Here is a 19877-nt window from a genome sequence, read left to right as displayed (position 1 = left end):
AGGAAATAGAGCTCATTCCCTCCACCTTTAAAAAAGCATTTCTCATTAAGGATGAGAAATGCTCCTTTGTGAATTTTGACTATTACATCCACCATTTTTCTGCACTGAATATTCCTGCTTCTTGTTCAATAATATGCGCTATCTGAAAAATGACTTCTTCAGAAAAAGGTTTACCAATCAATTGCAATCCTAGAGGTAAACCATTTGATGACAGACCAGCAGGAACAGAAATTCCTGGTAAACCAGCCATATTGACTGGTACCGTAAAAATATCATTAAGATACATTGCTACAGCATCAGTTTTTATTTTTTCATCAGCAATACCAAAAGCAGGTGTTGGTGTTGCTGGTGTCAAAATAGCATCAATGCCTGAAGCAAAACATTGATCAAAATCACGTTTTACGAGTGTTCTTACTTTTTGAGCTCTTAGATAACAGGCATCATAATAACCAGATGAAAGGACATAAGTCCCCACCAAAATACGCCGCTTAACTTCATTACCAAAACCAACAGAACGTGTATTTTCATACATCTCAATGATGTCTTTTCCAGGCATGCGCAAACCAAAACGCACACCATCATAACGCGCTAAATTAGAAGAGGCTTCTGCAGGAGCTATAATGTAATAAGAAGGTAGAGCATATTTTGTATGAGGCAAAGAAATATCCTTAATCTCAGCACCTGCTTCTTTTAACCAATTTATTCCTTTTTGCCAAAGCTCAATAATTTCTGGAGACATTCCATCCACATGATATTCTTTTGGAATACCTATTTTCATTCCTTTGATTGATTGACCAAGATAACTCTCATAATCAGGAACTGGTAAATTGACGGAAGTAGAATCTTTTTCATCAAAAGAGGCCATTGATCTGAGTAAGATAGCACAATCACGAACATCTCTGGCAACAGGTCCAGCTTGATCAAGAGATGAAGCAAACGCGACAACGCCCCATCGCGAACAACGTCCATAAGTTGGTTTTATTCCTACAGTTCCAGTAAACGCTGCTGGTTGACGTATTGAGCCACCTGTATCTGTTGCTGTTGCCCCAGCACAAATTTGTGCAGCAACAGCGGCAGCAGATCCTCCCGATGAACCACCGGGTACGAGTTTTTCATTCGAGCCTTTTTTTCTCCATGGACTAATAACGGGGCCATAATATGATGTTTCGTTGGATGAGCCCATAGCAAACTCATCCATATTAAGTTTTCCTAACATCACAGCACCGTCTTGCCATAAATTAGCTGTGACAGTTGATTCATAGTGCGGTTTAAAACCATCAAGGATATATGAACAGGCTTGAGTATGAACACCATAGGTTGCAAAAAGATCTTTAATCCCCAAGGGGATTCCTTCTAAAAGCCCTCCCTGCCCTTTCGCTAAGCGACTGTCTGATTCAGCAGCCATTTTCATTGCCTGTTCTGCTGTTATTGTTACATAAGCATTCAAAATTGGATTAGCTAATTCTATTGCTTGTAAATAAGCTTCCGTTAATTCTGTTGCTTTGAGATTCTTCTTTGTTAAAACATCACGAGCTTGCGCAATTGTGAGGGTTGTTAAATCAGTCATATTGGTTCTCAAATTTCAAAAATATAAAAAATTACTCAACAATTTTTGAGACAAGAAAAAAATTTTCTTCTGTAACAGGAGCATTGGCTACAATATCTGCTGCTTTATCACCATCTGTAACACTATCTTCACGCATTCGTAGAGTCATTGGCATCACAGATGTTAATGGCTCAATTCCACTGACATCAACTTCATTCAATTGTTCTACAAAACCTAAAATAGCATTGAATTTTTTTGTCACAGGTTCTATCTCATCATCGTGGAGGGCAATCCTTGCTAAATGTGCTATCCGCTTGACTGTCTCTTGATCAACAGACATACTCTTTACGCCTTTCTGCTTTTTTGTTTATTTATTGATCTTTATTCTGGCTATACAAGGCTGCACTTGTAAGTGCAAGAATATTAGATAACATGAATAAAGAATATAACTATAGATCTGAAACATTAAAAAACGTATTATCCCCTTATGACTGTTATTAATATAGATGAAGTTATAACACATCTTTTGCCTAGACAAACAATAGCAGGCTTAGATTTAGGGACAAAAACTATCGGAATTGCCATTTCTGATATGGGGCTGACTGTCTCAAATCCGCGTCCTGTACTACAGCGAAAAAAATTTACAGAAGATGCTTACACACTTATTAAAATTTTTGACCGTGAAAATGTAGGCGTTATTATCATTGGCTTACCTCTTAACATGAATGGAAGTAGTGGCTCTCGTGTTCAAGCAACCAGAGCTTTTGTGAGCAATATGAAAGCTTATACAAAAATTCCATTTGTTTTTTGGGACGAACGTTTATCAACAATTGCTGCGGAACGGTCTCTTTTAGAAATGAATGTATCGCGCGCTAAAAGAGCAAGCCGTATTGATTCGGCAGCCGCCGCTTTTATATTGCAAGGTGCTCTCAATAGAATTCAACACTTTCATCATATGGAAGGATAGAGGACATTGAGCAAATGCCCTGCATTATATCGTGCGATGAGCATCCCGTAAGAAGATCTCCATTGTCCCCCAAGGCGGCTTTCCATATAGGCATTTGCAACATGTTCTATGTCTGTAGAACGTAATGCTGCTGCTGCTGCTGCATAAGCTACCTGTTCAACAAAAAACCTTCCTGCACCTTCATTTGCTGATGCCATATCACCTGCTGACTTAATGATTTCAATTGCTCTGGGTCCCGCTGGTCCAATATCAAGAGCAATTTTTTCCAACAATTTCTGAAACAATCCCGGTGCTTTTTCAGCAATAAGAATGGCATCCTTTACCAATTGATTAGCAGAACTATTTCTCACAATTCGCGCAGGCCCATTATGCAACATTTGTGATAATGGATTATTCTCTATAAAACTTTCAATACCAAGTTGTGCAATAATTTCACCAATAATAGGCACAACCAATTGACTTACATGATAAGCAATAATAGGTGTCATAATACGGGCAAAAGCTGCTTCAGAACGGTCATTTGCTGCATTGTCAAATGCTCTCGCTAAACGCAAAACCAATGCTTGTGAGGCAGCTATATCTAATGCAATATCTGCAAAAATACGTTCTGTCAGTGGAGGTAACGGCTGATTGGGCATTTTTTTCCGGAAAAAATCTATACCAAATTGAAGAGCCGCTCGTAAAACACCTGCCGATATGACAGATTGATCGAAACGCATCATCGTCTCGATATCTTTAATAACTTTAAGCCCTTCTCCAGCATTTCCCAAAAGCCAGCCATAACTGCCTTGGAAATCGACAACCCCCTCTGGTGTTAAAAGTTCTCCAGAACGCTGAATTAAATGACGAATCGATATAGATCCATTTAATGCGCCATTTTCTTGTATGCGTGGAATAAAAAAACAACTTAAATGACCATTTAAATCTGCACTAACAAGATATCCGTCAGCGGTAGGATTAATAACATTGGTTTTTACAACATTTAAACGATATAGATCACGTTCCATACTTTCATCGAAAGAAATTTTCTTAACACTTGGAAAATTGAAAGCGTATTTTTCAATATCGTCAAATGCACAAGTTAGAGAAGCAGCCTTTTTATGATGAATAGGCTTTGATGAAGAATCATATTGGCGTGATAAAAGTACATTTTGCCATTTTTTGAAGAGCTCAATATCACTAATTAAAACAGCAATAGCTGCACTCGTTATGATAACTTCATTTAAATGTCCTGTTTCTAAACCAGCAGATAAAGCTAAACGAATCGCACGCGCTTGATAGCGTACTCCATTTTCTGAACTCGCATTTTCCCAAAGTGAGGTAACCAAACCTGCTTGTCTAGAATATTGTTGAAGAGCTTGATAGGAAGAATGGATCTCTAATTTTTCTGTTGGTTGCCCCCATTCATCATTATAGCATAGTAAAGGCTTATAATGATTCGCTAAGCAAGAAAGTTTCCATGCTTCTCGACTCGCGGCAAAATCCCCTATTTCTTCAAAACTTGCTAACAAAAACTTAGGCAAAGTAGAAGCAATACGAAACATAAGCGTATCGCTAAGAAATGTATTTTTTCGACGAGTATTTTGCGCAGATACAGCACTCATAGGTATATTCCTACATTCAAATCATTCATATCATAGACTATTTGTCTTTTTAGAGTTAAGAAACATTTATCATATTCAAACAAATGCTTGTTTAACCTGTTTAGAGAGAGATAAAGAAGAATGCTATGATGCAAGATAATTTTTTTCCACTTTTCCCTCATCAACATCTTTTAGCTATTAAAGATCTAAGTGTACAAGACCTTAATACATTGCTTGATCGTGCAGAAGCAAATGTTATCCTTTCTAACAAAATTGATAAAATAAAATCTACTTTGCATGGACGGACTCAAATTAATCTCTTTTTTGAAGCCTCTACGCGAACACAATCTTCTTTTGAATTAGCGGGTAAAAGGCTAGGTGCACATGTGATGAGTCTTGCGATCGGCAACTCATCTGTAAAAAAGGGAGAAACATTACTTGATACAGCTACAACTCTCAATGCGATGAAGCCAGATATACTGGTTTTTCGCCATAACAGTGCAGGAGCGGCAGCTTTATTAGCGCAAAAAGTTGATTGTTGTGTTATTAATGCAGGTGATGGTGCTCATGAACATCCAACCCAAGCTTTATTAGATGCTCTAACCATTAAAAGGGCAAAAGGTCGTATTGAAGGATTAACTGTTGCGATTTGCGGAGATATCTTACACTCACGTGTTGCCCGTTCCAATATCTTGTGTCTTAATGCTTTGGGTGCTCGTGTTCGTGCTGTTGCTCCCTCAACACTCTTACCCGCAGAAATCGCTCATATGAGTGTTGAGGTTTTTAACACGATGAAAGAAGGTCTTAAAAATGCTGACGTTATCATGATGTTGCGCTTACAGCATGAACGGATGACAGGCTCTTTTATTCCCTCTACGCGTGAATATTTCCATTATTTTGGCTTACATAAAGAAAATTTAGCCTATGCCAAAAATGATTCTATTATTCTGCATCCTGGCCCATTAAACCGTGGTGTAGAGATTGCATCCGACATAGCAGATGGACCACAAAGTATGATTCATACACAAGTAGAAATGGGAATTGCAGTGCGTATGGCTGTCATGGAGGCTTTATTAGATTCACGCGCAAAGATCAGTGGAGAAAAAAAATGATAAAACCAATTGTTTTTCAAAATGCTCGTATTATTGATCCTTCGCGCACAATCGATGAAATTGGTACAGTTATTGTTGAAAATGGACGAATTATAGCCGCTGGAAAAGAAGCTCTGAATCAGGGATTCCCTGAAGAAGCAGAAGTTATTAACGCACAAAACAAAGCAATTCTCCCTGGACTCGTTGATGCGCGCGTTTTTGTTGGAGAATTAGGGAATGAGCATTGTGAAACAATTGCATCAGCAAGTCAAGCGGCCGCTGCAGGTGGTATTACTTCCTTTCTTATGATGCCAAACACGCATCCAGTTATTGATAATATTGCTCTGATTAAATTTATTACGCATACAGCACAGGAAATCTCATTGGTCAATATTTATCCCGTTGCTTCAATCACACAAGGTTTCAACGGACAAGAAATAACCGAATTTGGTTTGCTCAAAGATGCAGGAGCCGTTGCTTTTAGTGAAGGCAAAAAAACACTTCAAAATTCATCTGTTATGCGGCGTGCAATGACTTATGCACGCGATTTTGATGTTCCATTGATGCATGAAACGCAAGATAAAGATCTTACAGGGCAAGGTGTGATGAATGAAGGACTGCTTGCCAGTTGGCTTGGTCTTTCTGGCATCCCTCGCGAAGCAGAAGTTATTCCACTTGAAAGAGATCTGCGATTAGCAGTATTAACGCAAACACGCTATCATGCCGCTCAAATATCGACAGCACTCTCTGCTGATGCATTTCGTTTAGGTAAAAAACGCAGTGAGAAAATTTCAGCGGGTGTATCTATTAATCATTTATCTTTCAATGAAAATGACATTGGTGAATATCGCACCTCTTTTCGCTTAATGCCCCCATTGCGTACAGAAGAAGACCGTATAGCAATGATTGAAGCAATAAAGGATGGGACTGTAGATGTTATTGTCTCTTCTCATGATCCTCAGAGTATCGACAAAAAACATTTACCATTTAATGACGCGGCAGTTGGCGCTATTGGTATGGAGACCTTATTGAGCGCAGCCTTACGCCTTTATCATGATGAGAGCCTATCTCTTCTACGGATAACGGAACTTTTGTCAACGGCGCCTGCAAAGCTCTTTGGACTCAATGCAGGAACACTCAAAAAAGGTGCTCATGCAGACTTTATTGTGGTTGATCTTGAAGAACCATGGGTTGTTTCGAAAGAGAAGCTCTATTCACGTTCAAAAAATACCCCTTTTGATAATGCACGTTTTCAAGGACGTGTGCTCCAGACCTTTGTGAAAGGGAAATCCGTTTTTAAACTTGATCAACAAACTTAATGAGATTCTTAATGAATGAAGCAGAAATATTTTTTCAGTCCACTCCATGGTTTATTTTCCTCATATCTTATCTCATTGGCTCGATTCCATTTGGTCTTCTTTTTACGAGATTGTTCAAAATTGGTGATATAAGAACAATCGGTTCCGGCAATATTGGAGCAACAAATGTTTTACGAACAGGAAATAAAAAGCTTGCTGCTCTAACACTTCTTTGTGATATGTTAAAAGGAACTATCGTTGTTTTGATTATAAAGTTTTTTAGTAATCCGCTAGACAATAGTATACTTGTTTCTCTAGCGGGTTTTTTTACTTTCTTAGGACATCTTTTCCCCGTATGGCTTAAATTTAAAGGTGGCAAAGGTGTTGCTACCTATCTAGGGGTCTGTTTAGGAATCTATTGGCCCGCAGCAATTATTTTTATTATTGTATGGAGTGCGATTTTTCTTCTCATGCGTTATTCTTCATTATCTGCGCTTATTGCTGTTACGATCACACCGATATTTGTTTTTTATTTTTCCGCTTCTTATTTCTATTGTATGCTGATTGTGATGAGCGTATTTGTGTTTATAAAACATTCTGCAAATATCAGTAGATTATTAATTGGGGAAGAAAGTAAGATTGGTACGCAACACGGAGATAAATAAAGGAATCCTGCTTACTGATCGTCAACGTCTAAGCTGGTTACGGTTATTGCGCAGTGAAAATATTGGAGCTGTTAGTTTTCGTAATCTCATTGATCATTATAAAACAGCAGAAAATGCTCTGGCAGCGCTGCCAGAGCTTAGTAGAAAAGGTGGTGGTTCTGTATCTATAAAAATAGCAAGCTTAGAAGATGCAGAAAAAGAAATGCAAGAAGCTGAAAGATTAGATATTCGGTTCATCGGTATGGGCGAACCAGATTATCCAGCTTTTCTTAAGGTTACAGAAGCCCCTCCGCCGCTTATTGCTATCAAAGGTAATATTTCAATTTTTCAAAAAACTTCTATTGGAATTATAGGTTCTCGAAATGCTTCAGCTGCTGGGAAAAAGCTTACGGCTCAATTTGCGCGTTTTCTCGGAGAAGCAGACTTTGTAACAATTTCTGGTCTCGCTCGTGGAATTGATAGCGTTGCGCATCAAGCAAGTTTAAAAACAGGAACTGTTGCAGTCATGGCTGGAGGAATTGATCATATCTATCCTCCTGAAAATAAAAAGTTGCACGAAGATATTATAGCCAACGGTGGGGCCATCATCAGCGAAATGCCCATTTCTTGGAAGCCGCGTGCTATCGATTTTCCAAGAAGAAACCGTATTATTGCAGCTCTATCACTTGGTCTCTTGGTTGTAGAGGCAGCCCTGCGCTCAGGGTCCTTAATTACCGCACGTCAAGCAGCTGAAATGGGACGGTTAATTTTTGCCATTCCCGGTTCTCCACTTGATCCAAGATCTGTTGGTACAAACAATCTTATCAAAGACGGTGCTCTACTCACCACACATCCTTCTGACATTATAGAAACACTTACGCCATTAATTTCACCGCTTCCAAATTCGCAACTCAATTTTTTTGAGGAACCATCCTCTTTACAACTTGAAAAGGAGAATTTTAATTTAGCAGATGAAAAAAACAGCGGTCTCTCTTCAGCAGATGACAATGCAGCACGTGCAGCAGTTCTCTCCGCTCTTTCAACAACGCCAATCGATTTAGACACACTTAGTATCCACTCAGGTGTTTCACTCCCAGCTCTCTACCTCTTGTTGGTAGAACTCGACCTTGCTGGAAAGCTTATTCGACACTCTGGTGGTTGTGTGTCATTGTCGAATCTTGATCTTCCCCAAGAGCCTCAGCACTATTAATAATGCTTTGCCCTTCTTTGGCAACCATATCCAAAAGCAATGCTAAAAGCGGACTATGCGCCTGACGCGCCATCTGATTCATTTGCTTTGACATGTCTGTAATATATTGGATAACTTTTAAATGATTTATAAACATAATCCTCTATCCTTGAGCATTTCCCCTCCTACCTCTCAATAGACGTCTTAGTATTTCGCCGTATGTTTTTGTAATAACAGTGGAAAATAAATCGTGTAATTCTATATAGGGTGTATTCTAATAATGACAATCATAAGTTGTACAATATTCATGTTTTTTATATGGCTAATATTTTTTTATGTGCTCTTAAGCAATTGGCATTAGCTATTCGCGTAAAAGGCGTTTATAAAAAAATTTTTATTTCAATATTTGGGTAAAATTATGAATATCGTTATCGTTGAATCTCCAGCAAAAGCAAAAACAATTAATAAATATCTTGGATCTCAATACAAAGTTGTCGCATCATTTGGACATGTTCGTGATTTGCCTGCAAAAGATGGTTCTGTTTTACCGGATCAAGATTTTTCTATGAAATGGGATATAGATTCTGCTGCCGCTAAACGTTTAAATGAAATAGCAAAAGCCGTTAAAGAAGCCGATAGCCTTATATTAGCAACAGACCCTGATCGTGAAGGGGAAGCTATTTCATGGCATATTCTGGATGTTCTCCGTCAAAAAAAAGTTTTAAAAGATAAACCTATTAAAAGAGTTGTCTTCAATGCCATCACCAAAAAGTCTGTGCTTGATGCTATGAACAATCCACGTGATATTGATACATCACTTGTAGATGCTTATCTTGCACGTCGCGCTCTTGATTATCTCGTTGGTTTTACACTTTCACCTGTTTTATGGCGGAAACTTCCTGGTGCCCGTTCAGCAGGACGCGTTCAATCGGTTGCTTTGCGTATTATTTGTGATCGTGAATCAGAAATAGAACATTTTATCAAAGAAGATTATTGGTCCATTACAACACAGTTAAAAACCATCCGAAATGATAGTTTCCAAGCAAGATTGACAATGTTTAATCAAAGAAAAATAGGCAAGCTTGATATTCAATCTCAAGAACAAGCAGACCAAATTCGCCTTATGTTGGAGCAAGCCCAATATCATACACTCAGTGTTGAAGCAAAACCTACAAAGAGAAATCCTTTTCCTCCATTTACAACCTCCACACTACAACAAGCAGCTTCTTCAAAATTAGGATTTTCAGCTTCTCGCACTATGCAAATTGCCCAAAAGCTTTATGAAGGCATTGAAATTAATGGTGAAACGGCAGGGCTGATTACTTATATGCGTACCGATGGTGTGCAAATAGCACCAGAAGCTATTGATTCAGCACGAAAAGTTATTCATGAAACTTTCGGTAAAGACTATATTCCTGAAAAACCACGTTTTTATTCAACAAAGGCAAAAAATGCACAGGAAGCACACGAAGCGATCCGTCCAACAGATTTTCAACGCAATCCTAGTCAAGTCCGTAATTTTCTCGATAGCGATCAAGCAAAGCTCTATGAGCTGATATGGAAGCGTGCTATTGCCAGCCAAATGCGTTCTGCTGACATTGAACGTACAACCGTTGAAATTGAAGCACAGCAAGGAGAAAACCGTGCAAATCTACGAGCAACAGGATCTGTTATTCGCTTTGATGGCTTTATTTCCGTCTACACGGATCAACGAGACGAAGAAAATAATGAAGAAAATGAAACAACACGTTTACCACAAATAAACACTGGTGAAGCACTTACAAAAGAAAAAGTTGAATCCGTACAACATACCACAGAGCCCCCTTCTCGTTATTCTGAAGCTTCATTAATTAAAAAGCTTGAGGAGTTAGGAATTGGTCGTCCTTCGACTTATGCCTCCACATTGGCGACATTGTGTGACCGTGGATATATTGTCATTGATAAACGAAAGCTTATTCCCGATGCTAAGGGACGTATTGTTACGGCCTTTCTTGAAAATTTCTTTAATCGCTATGTAGAATATGGTTTCACAGCAGATCTTGAAGAAAAGCTGGATCTTATATCTGACGGCAAACTTTCTTGGAAAGACGTCTTAAGGGATTTTTGGGATGGATTTAATGCATCTATTAGCAATATCCAAGAACTCCGTATAACCAATGTCCTTGATGTTTTAAATGTAACATTAGCACCTCTCGCCTTTCCTGAACGCGAAGATGGAAGTGATGTGCGTTCCTGTCCTCTTTGTAAAAATGGTCAATTATCATTAAAACTCGGTCGTTATGGTGCTTTTGTTGGCTGTTCCAATTATCCCGAATGTAAATACACACGCCAACTTGGTACAGATACTGGAGAAGATAATGAAGCTGTACGCAATGATGAACCTGTTATACTTGGTATTGACCCTGAAACAGGAAAAGATATCTCTCTTCGCAATGGCCGGTTTGGACCCTATATTCAACTTGGTGAAAGCAAAGAAGTTAAGCGTGCAGGACTACCAAAAGAGTGGCAGGCAGAAAATGTAACCCTTGATAAAGCCTTGGCTTTACTATCCCTTCCCCGTGAAATTGGCATTCATCCTGAAACTGGAAAAATAATCACGGCTACGATTGGACGATATGGTCCCTATCTTAGCCATAACGGAAAATCTGCGCGCCTTCTTCATGCAGATGAAGTTTTTGATATTGGTATCAATCGCGCTGTTACAGTATTGGCAGAACAACAAGAAAACAAAACCAAGCAAAGCAGAACAACACCTGAAGCATTGGCAACATTAGGAGAGCATCCAGAAGGAGGAACCATTACCGTGCGCAACGGGCGTTATGGTCCTTATGTCAATTGGGGTAAAATTAATGCAACATTGCCAAAAGATAAAGATCCCATTAGTGTAACACTTCCAGAGGCACTAGAACTTATATCGGCTAAAGCATCGAGTAAAAAAACAACTTCAAAAAGAGCTTCTTCTAAAACAAAAGCAAAAATAAAAGAGACATAAATTTTGGCTAAAGGTGAAAAAAACATAAAATATCTCTCTTCATTCAAGGGGAAAACTTTTCCCAATAAGGAAGCAATCCTTTCCTTTATAATTGAGAATCCTAACTACTCAAGTAAACGAGAAATCGCTAAAGCTTTTAACTTAAAAGGCGATTCTCGTATCTGGCTTAGAGATATGTTACGTGAGTTAAAGGATCAAAATCTCATATCTAAACACCACAAAAGAGCAATAAACAAAGGAAAATTACCCCCTGTTTCTTTAGTAAAAATTAGCGGACGTGATAAAGATGGAAGTTTTATTGCACAACCTCTTGAATGGGAAGATTCTCCAAAGCCCAATATTGAAATACACTCTTTTCATCACATAACAGGAAGTAATATTGGTGTTGGAGATCATATTCTTGTAAAAGTTTTTCGAAATAAAAATTCTGAAAGCTCAAGCCATCCTTATACGGGACGAATTATTCGTAAAATTGATGTATCTCCCAAAAGCGCATTTGCTATTGTACAAAAATTTGAAAATAATCAATGGCGCCTTGATCCTATAGACCGCAAAACCAATGAACTCATTGTTGAAATGTCTCCAGAAATGAAGATTCAAATTGGTGATCTCGTTGAAGTCGAAATAAAAAAAAATACTGGTTACGGATTAAAAAGCGCAAAAATAAAGAATGTTTTAGGGCACATTAAGAGTGAGAAAACACTCTCAATGATAGCGCTTCTTTCGAAAGGAATGCCTTATATTTTTCCTGAAAGTGTTCTTGAGCAAGCCAAACATATCAAAGCTGCCAATATGGATAATCGTGAAGATTGGCGACAATTACCCTTTATTACAATTGATCCACCAGATGCAAAAGACCATGATGATGCAGTTTATGCAACCAAGGATAAGGATCCAGCAAATAATGATGGTTGGATTATTATTGTAGCCATTGCAGATGTTTCTTATTATATCAAAACAGGAAGCGCTTTAGATAAAGAAGCATTGAAACGTGGAAATTCTGTTTATTTTCCCGATACCGTTGTGCCAATGTTACCTGAACGCCTTTCTCATGATTTATGTTCTCTTCGTGAAGGAAAAGAAAGACCAGCTTTAGCCGTTCGTATGATTTTTGATGCAAACGGTAATAAACGAAAACATAGTTTTCATCGTACTATGATTCGTGTAAGAGCCAAACTTTCTTATCAAGAAGTACAATTGGCAATTGAAGGTAATATAAATGAAAAAATAACCCCTCTTTTTGAGAGCATTTTGCACCCCTTATGGGAAGCCTATGCATGCCTTAAAGCTGCGAGAAATCGTCGCCAACCACTAGAATTAGAAATTGCAGAAAAAAAGATTATTCTTGATCAAAATGGATGCATAAAAGATGTTGTGAGTGAAACACAATTAGAAGCGCATCGTTTAATTGAAGAGTTTATGATACAAGCTAATATTGCAGCTTCTGAAACATTAAAACAACATCACCAGCCGCTCATTTATCGTATTCATGAAAAACCTTCTCTTGCTAAGCAAGAAATACTTCGGAGCTTTCTTCAAAGTTTGGGGATACCACTCTCCCGCGGAAGCGAACTTACCTCAGCGCGCCTTAATAGAATTTTAGAAAAGGTCGCTCATACTCAACAACAAGAACTAGTCAATCAAGTTATTTTGCGTTCACAATCACAAGCAGAGTACAACCCTAAAAATAGTGGCCATTTTGGTTTGAATTTGCAGAACTATACACATTTTACATCACCAATCCGTCGTTATGCTGATCTCATTATTCATCGAGCACTCATTAAAGCTCTCAAATTAGGAAATGATCAATTAACAGATACACAAGAACAAAATCTTGCAGAAATTGCTACGCAAGTTTCTTTATACGAACGCCGTGCAATGATGGCTGAAAGAGAAACGATTGATCGGCTTGTTGCTCACTATTTAACGAATAAAATCGGTCGTATTTTTACAGGCCGCATTTCCGGAGTTACAAAAGCAGGTCTTTTTATCTCACTTGATAAACTCAATACAGATGGTTTTGTCCATATTTCTACACTTAAAAATGATTATTATCATTTTGATGAAGCACAACATGCTCTTGTAGGACAGCGTAGCCATAAAGGCTATCAGCTCAGTGATGTTGTAGAAGTAAAACTTATAACGGTACAACCTTTTGCTGGCGCTTTATGCTTTGAACTGTTAACAAAACCTCGTCCAATAAAATTTTCACCGACATCCTACCATAAAAACAAATTAAAAAAACAAAAGTATACTTTTTATGGGAAAAGAAAAAATTAAGCTTCTTGCCCTCCATTGAATATAATATGAATAATAAATTCAATTTAAGAAATGACTTATATTATATAATATTTATATGTACAATCTTCTTTCTTTAGTATACAAGAGGATAAATTTTATTGTTAAGTCTATAATAACCATATAAAAATCTTGCAGTTTTTTATACTTAGAAAATGAGAGAAACTGCAAAGGATATTTTTGGCTCCCTTTCATTTCAGCTCATCTTTTCATTGTTTAAATAAACAAGAGTACCTTCAGCCATGTTTAAATAAACAAGAGTACCTTAAGCCATTCTCATGAAAAAAAAACCTTTTGACTCTCAAAATAATTCTTTGCGTGCAATTATTGCCGCTATTGCAACCATTGGCACTGTTGGAACAGCATTGGCAATGGGAACACAACTTGTCTCTCTTCTTATGGCAGAGAAAGGACTTTCCAACAGTACAATCGGCTATAGTGGAACAGTTGGTGGAATCGCCACAATTATTGCAGCTATTTTTACGTCTCGAATTGCCTTATGCTTAGGAATCGCTCAAACAATATTGCTTATGATGGCGATAGGATCTTTAAGTTTTTTAGGATTCTATTTTTTTGATCCCATATGGATTTGGTTTATTTTAAAGTTTATATTACATTTCAGCATGACAGTTATGTTTATCCTATCAGAGTTTTGGATCAACAGTTATGCTCCCCCAAAAAAACGCGGTTTGATCCTTTCTATTTATGCTATTGTCTTAGGATTAGGGTTTATAATAGGTCTAACGCTGCTAGCAAAAGTGGGAACACAAGGATTTATTCCTTTTGCTGTTGGATATAGCCTTATTATACTTGCTACTATACCAATTCTTACCGCTTGGAAATTAAGTCCAGAATTTCAAAAAAATCAATATATGCCATTTTTTCGTTATCTTTTTCACGTTCCAAGTGCAATGATGGCGGTCCTTGTTTACGGGGCCATTCAAATGGGCGTATTAACTCTTATAATACCCTTTAGTTTATCCATTGGTTATAATGAGAATGAAGCAGCACATTTTATGGCAACCCTTGCACTTGGGAATATTTTCCTCTTAATTCCTATCAGCATTATAAGCGACTACGCCAAAGATCGACGCTACCCGCTGATGAGTTGCGCTATTTTAGGTTTTATAGGAACTTTTATAGTACCATGGATTCTTCAATATCCATGGATTCTGATGCTTGATTTGTTTTTTCTGGGTGGTGTATCAGCGAGCCTTTATACAATTAGTCTTGCACATTTAGGAGCCCGTCTCAAGGGGCAAGAGCTTGCTGCTGCTAATTCTGCTTTTATTTTTTGTTATGGAATTGGTATGCTCATCGGACCGACCTTTATCGGAAAATCCATGGATATCTTTAAACCCTTTGGTTTTTCAATAGCCATGGCTGTTTTTTTCGGTTTATATGTCATTTTGGTGTTTGTCCAACTTATGAGAAAATTAATCAGCTCTTGACTTTTTTGAGAACATCCGTAGTGTTGCCGGAAAATCTGATGATGTCGGAAATAAGTTTTGACAGAAATAATATTTTTTCAGTATAAATAGGGTATTTACATTATGGCTAAAGCAGCAACCATTAAGATCAAGCTTTTATCAACTGCAGATACTGGTTTTTTCTATGTAACAAAGAAAAACAGCCGTACAATGACAGATAAAATGAGCAAGCGTAAATATGATCCAGTTGTAAAAAAGCACGTTGAATTTAAAGAAACAAAAATTAAATAAATAAAATTATTATTAAATTGATAGATTTTATACTCCAAAAGAAATGTTGGAGTATTGCTCTTCAAAGTTATTTTTTGAGGGGTGTTTTTTTATTTCCTTAAGTTTAAAAAGTTTACTTTAAACTTTGTATGTTTTGTACGGATTTGGATAAGTTGATTTATTATTTAAGTTGCTTACATATATTCTGTATGAGCATTTGATTATTGTGATATCTAATGAAAATTTTGTCATTAAAACGAAACACTGTTTCGTCATATGAATAAAGTTTCTCGGGTCAATTATAAACAATACTAAAATAGAGTTATAATAATGTTAGCAGTTTCTTTATTTCATGAAAAAATCTTTTTCTCATTTTAATCTAAGAAGCTTTAATCTAAAAGTTATCGGTTTCAGTATTTTTGTCGCTGCTAGCATTCTTATCATTATGTCAACTTATTTTAAGCAGACTCAACGGTTGCTTCAAAAAGAAAAATTTTCTTCTCAAAACTCTGTTAAAGGGAATGCATTAATCATTGATGGCGATACCATTATGATTTCTTCAATTAAGATTCGACTAGCTGGAATTGATGCTCCTGAACTCCACCAATTTTGTGGAAAAAAGGAAGCGCGCTACCCTTGTGGGCTTGAGGCAAAAAAATATTTAGAACAACTATTAAAAAATCAAACTGTTACATGTCACTGGCAAAAAACAGATAAATATCGCCGTATTCTTGCAACATGTAAAACAAAACAAATTAGCAATATCAATGCAACACTTGTACATAATGGTTGGGCTGTAAATTATTATGAATACCCCAGAGAAGAGCAAGAAGCTAGAAAGAAAAAGAAAGGAATATGGGCATCAAGTTTTCAACGACCAAAAGAATGGCGCAAAGCAAATCCTCGCACAGAATAAGAAAAATATTTTTTAATTTCATTGAGTAATGAAACGATGTAGCCAAATTATCAAACTTGAAAAAGAGATCTATTCCTGTCGTGTTTGTATCCAACAACCCCATTATTTTCCTCCTCTTCCTCACGAACCAAATCCTGTCGTTTATTTATCCGATACGGCTTCGATTGCAATTGCAGGACAAGCACCGGGATTGCGTGTCCATGAAACTTCTATCCCTTTTAATGATCGCTCTGGCAAAAGGCTGCGTGATTGGCTAGGGGTAACGAAAGAAGAATTTTATAACAGATCTCTTTTTGCTATTGTTCCTATGGGATTTTGTTTTCCAGGTTATGACAACAATAAAGCTGATTTACCACCAAGGCGTGAATGTCGAGAAATATGGCATGAAAAGATATTTCAAGCGATGCCTCAAATAAAGCTTGTTCTTGCTATTGGCAGTTATGCGCAAAAATGGCACATTACAGAATTAAAACATAAAACCGTTTCTGCAACTGTTGGTGATTGGAGAAATATCCTTTCCATTCCCCAACCTCGAGGCTATAATGTTATGCCTTTACCTCATCCATCATGGCGAAATACTTCTTGGTTACAGAAAAATCCATGGTTTAATGATGAGCTTATTGTATATCTGCGTTGTTTAGTGCGTAAATTTTTATAAATTAAAATATTGAGAAAAAATATGGATCGTCTTGACCGAAAAATTTTACATCTTTTGCAAGAAAATGCGACACTTTCTGTTGCTGATATTGCTAAAAAAGTGGGACTTTCGACCACTCCTTGCTGGCGTAGAATTCAAAAACTTGAAGAAGATGGCGTTATTCAGCGTCGTGTTGCCGTTCTTTCCCCAGAAAAAGTAAATGCGCACGTCACTGTTTTTGTGTCTATTCGCACGAACACACACAGTCATGAATGGTTTAAGCGTTTTTCAAAAATTGTACAAGAATTCCGTGAAGTCATTGAATTTTATCGAATGAGTGGAGATATTGACTATTTATTGCGTGTTGTTGTGCCCAACATTGAAGCTTATGATCTTTTTTATAAAAAATTAATTTCTAAAATTGACATCCGTGATGTCTCATCTTCTTTCGCAATGGAACAAATTAAATATACAACGGAACTTCCACTTAACTATATTAAATTACACGACAAGACGCACGAACAAAACTCTTAAGAGTTTTTTATATCGTCTTATTATCTTTTAGGCATTCAAACTTTCTTGTTAAAAAACTACCATTTGTGCATGTGTTAAAACAGCAGCTTTGACAATACCAGCTGCCATAGCTGCTCCTGTCCCTTCACCAAGACGCATCCCCAAATCCAGAAGTGGTTCTTTGCCAATTTTGTTTAAAAGTTTACGATGAGCTTTCTCAGAAGAAACATGTCCAACAAGGGTATGATCAAGAGCTTTTGGATGCATTTTATAAAGGACCGCTGCAGCTGCTGTTGCCACAAAACCATCTAAAATAACGGGTATTTTTTCTATTCTTGCTGCTAAAATAGCACCAACCATAGCAGCAATTTCACGTCCTCCTAAGCGACGCATTATCTCAAAAGGATCATTAAAATAATCCTTATGTAAAGAAATGGCTGTTTTAACCGCTGCAATTTTACGCTGATAAAAATCACCGTCTGATTCCATGCCATTTCCTGTCCATTCTTCCACTTCTCCTCCAAACAATGCTAAGCATAAAGCTGAAGCTATTGTTGTGTTTCCAATGCCCATTTCTCCAATACATAAAAGATCTGTCCCTCCCGCAATGGATTCCATTCCAAATGCCATTGTAGCAGCTGCACTCCGCTCATCCATTGCGGCATCCTTCGTAATATTCATTGTTGGATATTCCAATGCTAAATCAAAAATTTTTAATCCAAGATCATAAGCAATACAAATTTGATTGATAGCAGCTCCACCCGATGCAAAATTTTTCACCATCTTTTGTGTCATAGATTGTGGAAATGGTGTAACATTTTCTTCTACTATACCATGATTTCCAGAAAAAATAGCGACTAAAGGTCGCGTTACGATAGGTTTTTCTGTCCCCCTCCATCCCGCATACCAAACAGCAATATCTCCCAGTTTTCCCAATGTTCCTTGCTCTTTTGTTAAGTTTTTTTGCCGTTTTTTTGCCAAAATTATAGAAAACTCATCAGCAACAGGTAAATTTGTAAGCAAAGCACGAAAATCATCAAATGGACTAGCGGTCATAAGGATACCTTTTAAAATTTACAATGTTTATGAAAATCACGTCATATAGATAGGATATGAATAATTTATTGTTTTTTTAACAGTGCTTTAAAAAAGTTAAATATTATGAAAGCAATGATTTCTATATTCTAATCAAATAACGAACATGCAAGATTTAAAATATTATCAATATGTTATTACTATTTTTACATCATGCTCTTAACCTATTTCTCTATTCAATAGGAGCAATCAGAATGTTGTTTAATACATAAATTCTAACACTCCTCCTATAACAAAAGTTATAAACTTTCAAAAACTTATAAAATTGAAGAGATCAAAATTATCGCAAAGACATCCAAACGCAAAGGATCTCAACTTTAATATATGTTAATTATTAGGCTATTATTAAATGAGAGCATAAAAAGCTTCTTTTAAAATACATATATCTGCATGTGGTTTTGCCGCATCATTTGATAATATTTGCCTCCATCGACGTGCCCCACCCCGCCCATGAAATAAACCAATCATGTGACGTGTCACATGAGAAAGCCGCCCCCCCGATGCAATATGTCGAGCTGCATAATCACACATAACCTCAATAAGATCACTCTCACTCAGATTATTTTGCGTCTCACCATAGAGTTCAAAATCAATATGTTTTAACAAAGCTGGATTATGATAAACTTGGCGACCAACCATGACAGAATCACAGAAAGTTAAGTGTTCTTTGATCTCATCAATCGATTTAATTCCACCATTTATCCCAATGAATTTATGGGGATATTTACGTTTTAATTTGTAAACTCTTTCATAATTAAGGGGCGGAATATTACGGTTTTCTTTCGGACTCAATCCTTGCAGCCATGCCTTGCGTGCATGTATCCAGAGCGCATCACATCCAGCATTCCAAACCTGATTAGCCAAAAGATCTAACGCTAACTCTTCATCTTGTTCGTCCACTCCAATCCGACATTTGACAGTTACAGGTATAGTAACCTCTCGTTTCATCGCTTCCACGGCATTTGCCACAATGTCTGGATGTAACATCAAACAAGCCCCAAAGACACCTGCTTGAACACGATTTGATGGGCACCCGACATTAAGATTTATTTCGTTGTAGCCAAAATCCTCAGCAATTCGTGCAGCTTCTGCTAACTTTTTCGGATCAGCCCCCCCTAGTTGTAATGCAACTGGACATTCTTTATCGCTAAAAGCCAACAATTGTTCGCGAACACCATGAATGACAGCATCTGCTACCATCATTTCCGTATAAAGGAGAGCTTTTTTCGTTAAAAGACGATAAAAAAACCTGCAATGTCGGTCTGTCCAGTCCAACATTGGTGCTACTGCAAATTTTATAGTCGATGGAAGGTTGTAAAATATCATGAGGGTATTACTCTCATGTCCCTATAGCTCTCTCTTTATACATAGAAAAATACTTACTTTTAGTTTACGGAAAATTTTATTC

18 protein-coding genes are annotated in these 19877 nt (G+C 37.2%); 12 read left to right on the top strand and 6 right to left on the bottom strand.

What is annotated here, in order from left to right; genetic code table 11:
• Positions 1-82: 82 nt before the first annotated feature.
• Positions 83-1567: an Asp-tRNA(Asn)/Glu-tRNA(Gln) amidotransferase subunit GatA gene (gene gatA / locus PVV63_RS05535; RefSeq protein ID WP_273791025.1), complete on the bottom strand. Its 1485-nt coding sequence runs from the start codon at positions 1565-1567 to the stop codon at positions 83-85.
• Positions 1568-1598: 31 nt separating this feature from the next.
• Positions 1599-1886 (bottom strand): Asp-tRNA(Asn)/Glu-tRNA(Gln) amidotransferase subunit GatC, encoded by a 288-nt coding sequence (gene gatC, locus PVV63_RS05530; protein WP_273791024.1) that lies wholly within the window; start codon positions 1884-1886, stop codon positions 1599-1601.
• Between the two features lie 147 nt (positions 1887-2033).
• On the opposite strand from gatC, the gene ruvX reads away from it, so the two are divergent.
• Complete coding sequence (gene ruvX / locus PVV63_RS05525) at positions 2034-2513, top strand: Holliday junction resolvase RuvX (RefSeq protein WP_273791023.1); 480 nt, start codon at positions 2034-2036, stop codon at positions 2511-2513.
• Here ruvX and PVV63_RS05520 read toward each other — a convergent pair.
• Positions 2498-4117: an acyl-CoA dehydrogenase family protein gene (locus PVV63_RS05520; RefSeq protein ID WP_273791022.1), complete on the bottom strand. Its 1620-nt coding sequence runs from the start codon at positions 4115-4117 to the stop codon at positions 2498-2500. The genes ruvX and PVV63_RS05520 overlap by 16 nt on opposite strands.
• A 125-nt stretch (positions 4118-4242) precedes the next feature.
• On the opposite strand from PVV63_RS05520, the gene PVV63_RS05515 reads away from it, so the two are divergent.
• Genes PVV63_RS05515 through dprA form a run of 4 tightly spaced genes read left to right on the top strand, consistent with a single transcriptional unit; the run spans position 4243 to position 8339 of the window.
• Entirely contained in the window at positions 4243-5208 is a 966-nt protein-coding gene (locus tag PVV63_RS05515; protein ID WP_273791021.1) for an aspartate carbamoyltransferase catalytic subunit, read from the top strand.
• Complete coding sequence (locus tag PVV63_RS05510) at positions 5205-6506, top strand: dihydroorotase (protein ID WP_273791020.1); 1302 nt, start codon at positions 5205-5207, stop codon at positions 6504-6506. The genes PVV63_RS05515 and PVV63_RS05510 overlap by 4 nt, the downstream gene beginning before the upstream one ends.
• Positions 6507-6517: 11 nt before the next feature.
• Entirely contained in the window at positions 6518-7150 is a 633-nt protein-coding gene (plsY, locus tag PVV63_RS05505; RefSeq protein ID WP_273791019.1) for a glycerol-3-phosphate 1-O-acyltransferase PlsY, read from the top strand.
• A complete protein-coding gene (dprA, locus tag PVV63_RS05500; protein ID WP_375637615.1) occupies positions 7107-8339 on the top strand; it encodes a DNA-processing protein DprA in 1233 nt (410 codons plus the stop codon). Before plsY ends, dprA begins: the two co-directional genes overlap by 44 nt.
• On the opposite strand, the gene PVV63_RS05495 is transcribed toward dprA, so the two are convergent.
• On the bottom strand, positions 8269-8475 hold the full coding sequence (locus PVV63_RS05495; protein ID WP_005773510.1) for a hypothetical protein: 207 nt from the start codon (positions 8473-8475) through the stop codon (positions 8269-8271). The two genes, dprA and PVV63_RS05495, sit on opposite strands and share 71 nt — an antisense overlap.
• A 261-nt stretch (positions 8476-8736) precedes the next feature.
• Here PVV63_RS05495 and topA point away from each other — a divergent pair, with 261 nt between their 5' ends.
• The 7 genes from topA to PVV63_RS05460 all read left to right on the top strand — a co-directional run bounded on the left by topA (position 8737) and on the right by PVV63_RS05460 (position 17395).
• Positions 8737-11310 carry a type I DNA topoisomerase gene (topA, locus tag PVV63_RS05490; protein WP_273791017.1) on the top strand — a complete coding sequence of 858 codons (2574 nt, stop codon included), beginning with the start codon at positions 8737-8739 and terminating at the stop codon, positions 11308-11310.
• A 3-nt stretch (positions 11311-11313) separates the two neighbouring features.
• The gene (gene rnr / locus PVV63_RS05485; RefSeq protein ID WP_273791016.1) at positions 11314-13590 is read left to right on the top strand and encodes a ribonuclease R; all 2277 of its coding nucleotides are present in this window, start codon (positions 11314-11316) and stop codon (positions 13588-13590) included.
• A gap of 296 nt (positions 13591-13886) precedes the next feature.
• Positions 13887-15059, top strand: coding sequence for an MFS transporter (locus PVV63_RS05480; RefSeq protein WP_273791015.1), 1173 nt, complete (start codon positions 13887-13889; stop codon positions 15057-15059).
• 102 nt (positions 15060-15161) lie between these two features.
• Positions 15162-15329, top strand: coding sequence for a 50S ribosomal protein L33 (rpmG, locus tag PVV63_RS05475; RefSeq protein WP_004864083.1), 168 nt, complete (start codon positions 15162-15164; stop codon positions 15327-15329).
• A 331-nt stretch (positions 15330-15660) separates the two neighbouring features.
• Positions 15661-16224, top strand: coding sequence for a thermonuclease family protein (locus PVV63_RS05470; RefSeq protein WP_273791014.1), 564 nt, complete (start codon positions 15661-15663; stop codon positions 16222-16224).
• 28 nt (positions 16225-16252) lie between these two features.
• Positions 16253-16882, top strand: a complete 630-nt coding sequence (locus tag PVV63_RS05465) for a uracil-DNA glycosylase family protein (RefSeq protein ID WP_273791013.1) — start codon at positions 16253-16255, stop codon at positions 16880-16882.
• A gap of 21 nt (positions 16883-16903) precedes the next feature.
• Positions 16904-17395 (top strand): Lrp/AsnC family transcriptional regulator, encoded by a 492-nt coding sequence (locus PVV63_RS05460; protein WP_015856433.1) that lies wholly within the window; start codon positions 16904-16906, stop codon positions 17393-17395.
• A gap of 48 nt (positions 17396-17443) precedes the next feature.
• Here PVV63_RS05460 and cobT read toward each other — a convergent pair whose 3' ends face one another.
• A complete protein-coding gene (gene cobT / locus PVV63_RS05455) occupies positions 17444-18430 on the bottom strand; it encodes a nicotinate-nucleotide--dimethylbenzimidazole phosphoribosyltransferase (RefSeq protein ID WP_273791012.1) in 987 nt (328 codons plus the stop codon).
• 384 nt (positions 18431-18814) lie between these two features.
• Entirely contained in the window at positions 18815-19795 is a 981-nt protein-coding gene (dusA, locus tag PVV63_RS05450; RefSeq protein WP_273791011.1) for a tRNA dihydrouridine(20/20a) synthase DusA, read from the bottom strand.
• Between the last annotated feature and the right edge of the window lie 82 nt (positions 19796-19877).

The sequence above is a fragment of the Bartonella sp. CM31XJBT genome (assembly GCF_028618555.1).
Taxonomy (GTDB): Bacteria; Pseudomonadota; Alphaproteobacteria; order Rhizobiales; family Rhizobiaceae; genus Bartonella.
The sequence above is the reverse complement of the archived record's forward strand: the minus strand, read 5'-3'. Positions and strand labels throughout refer to the sequence as shown.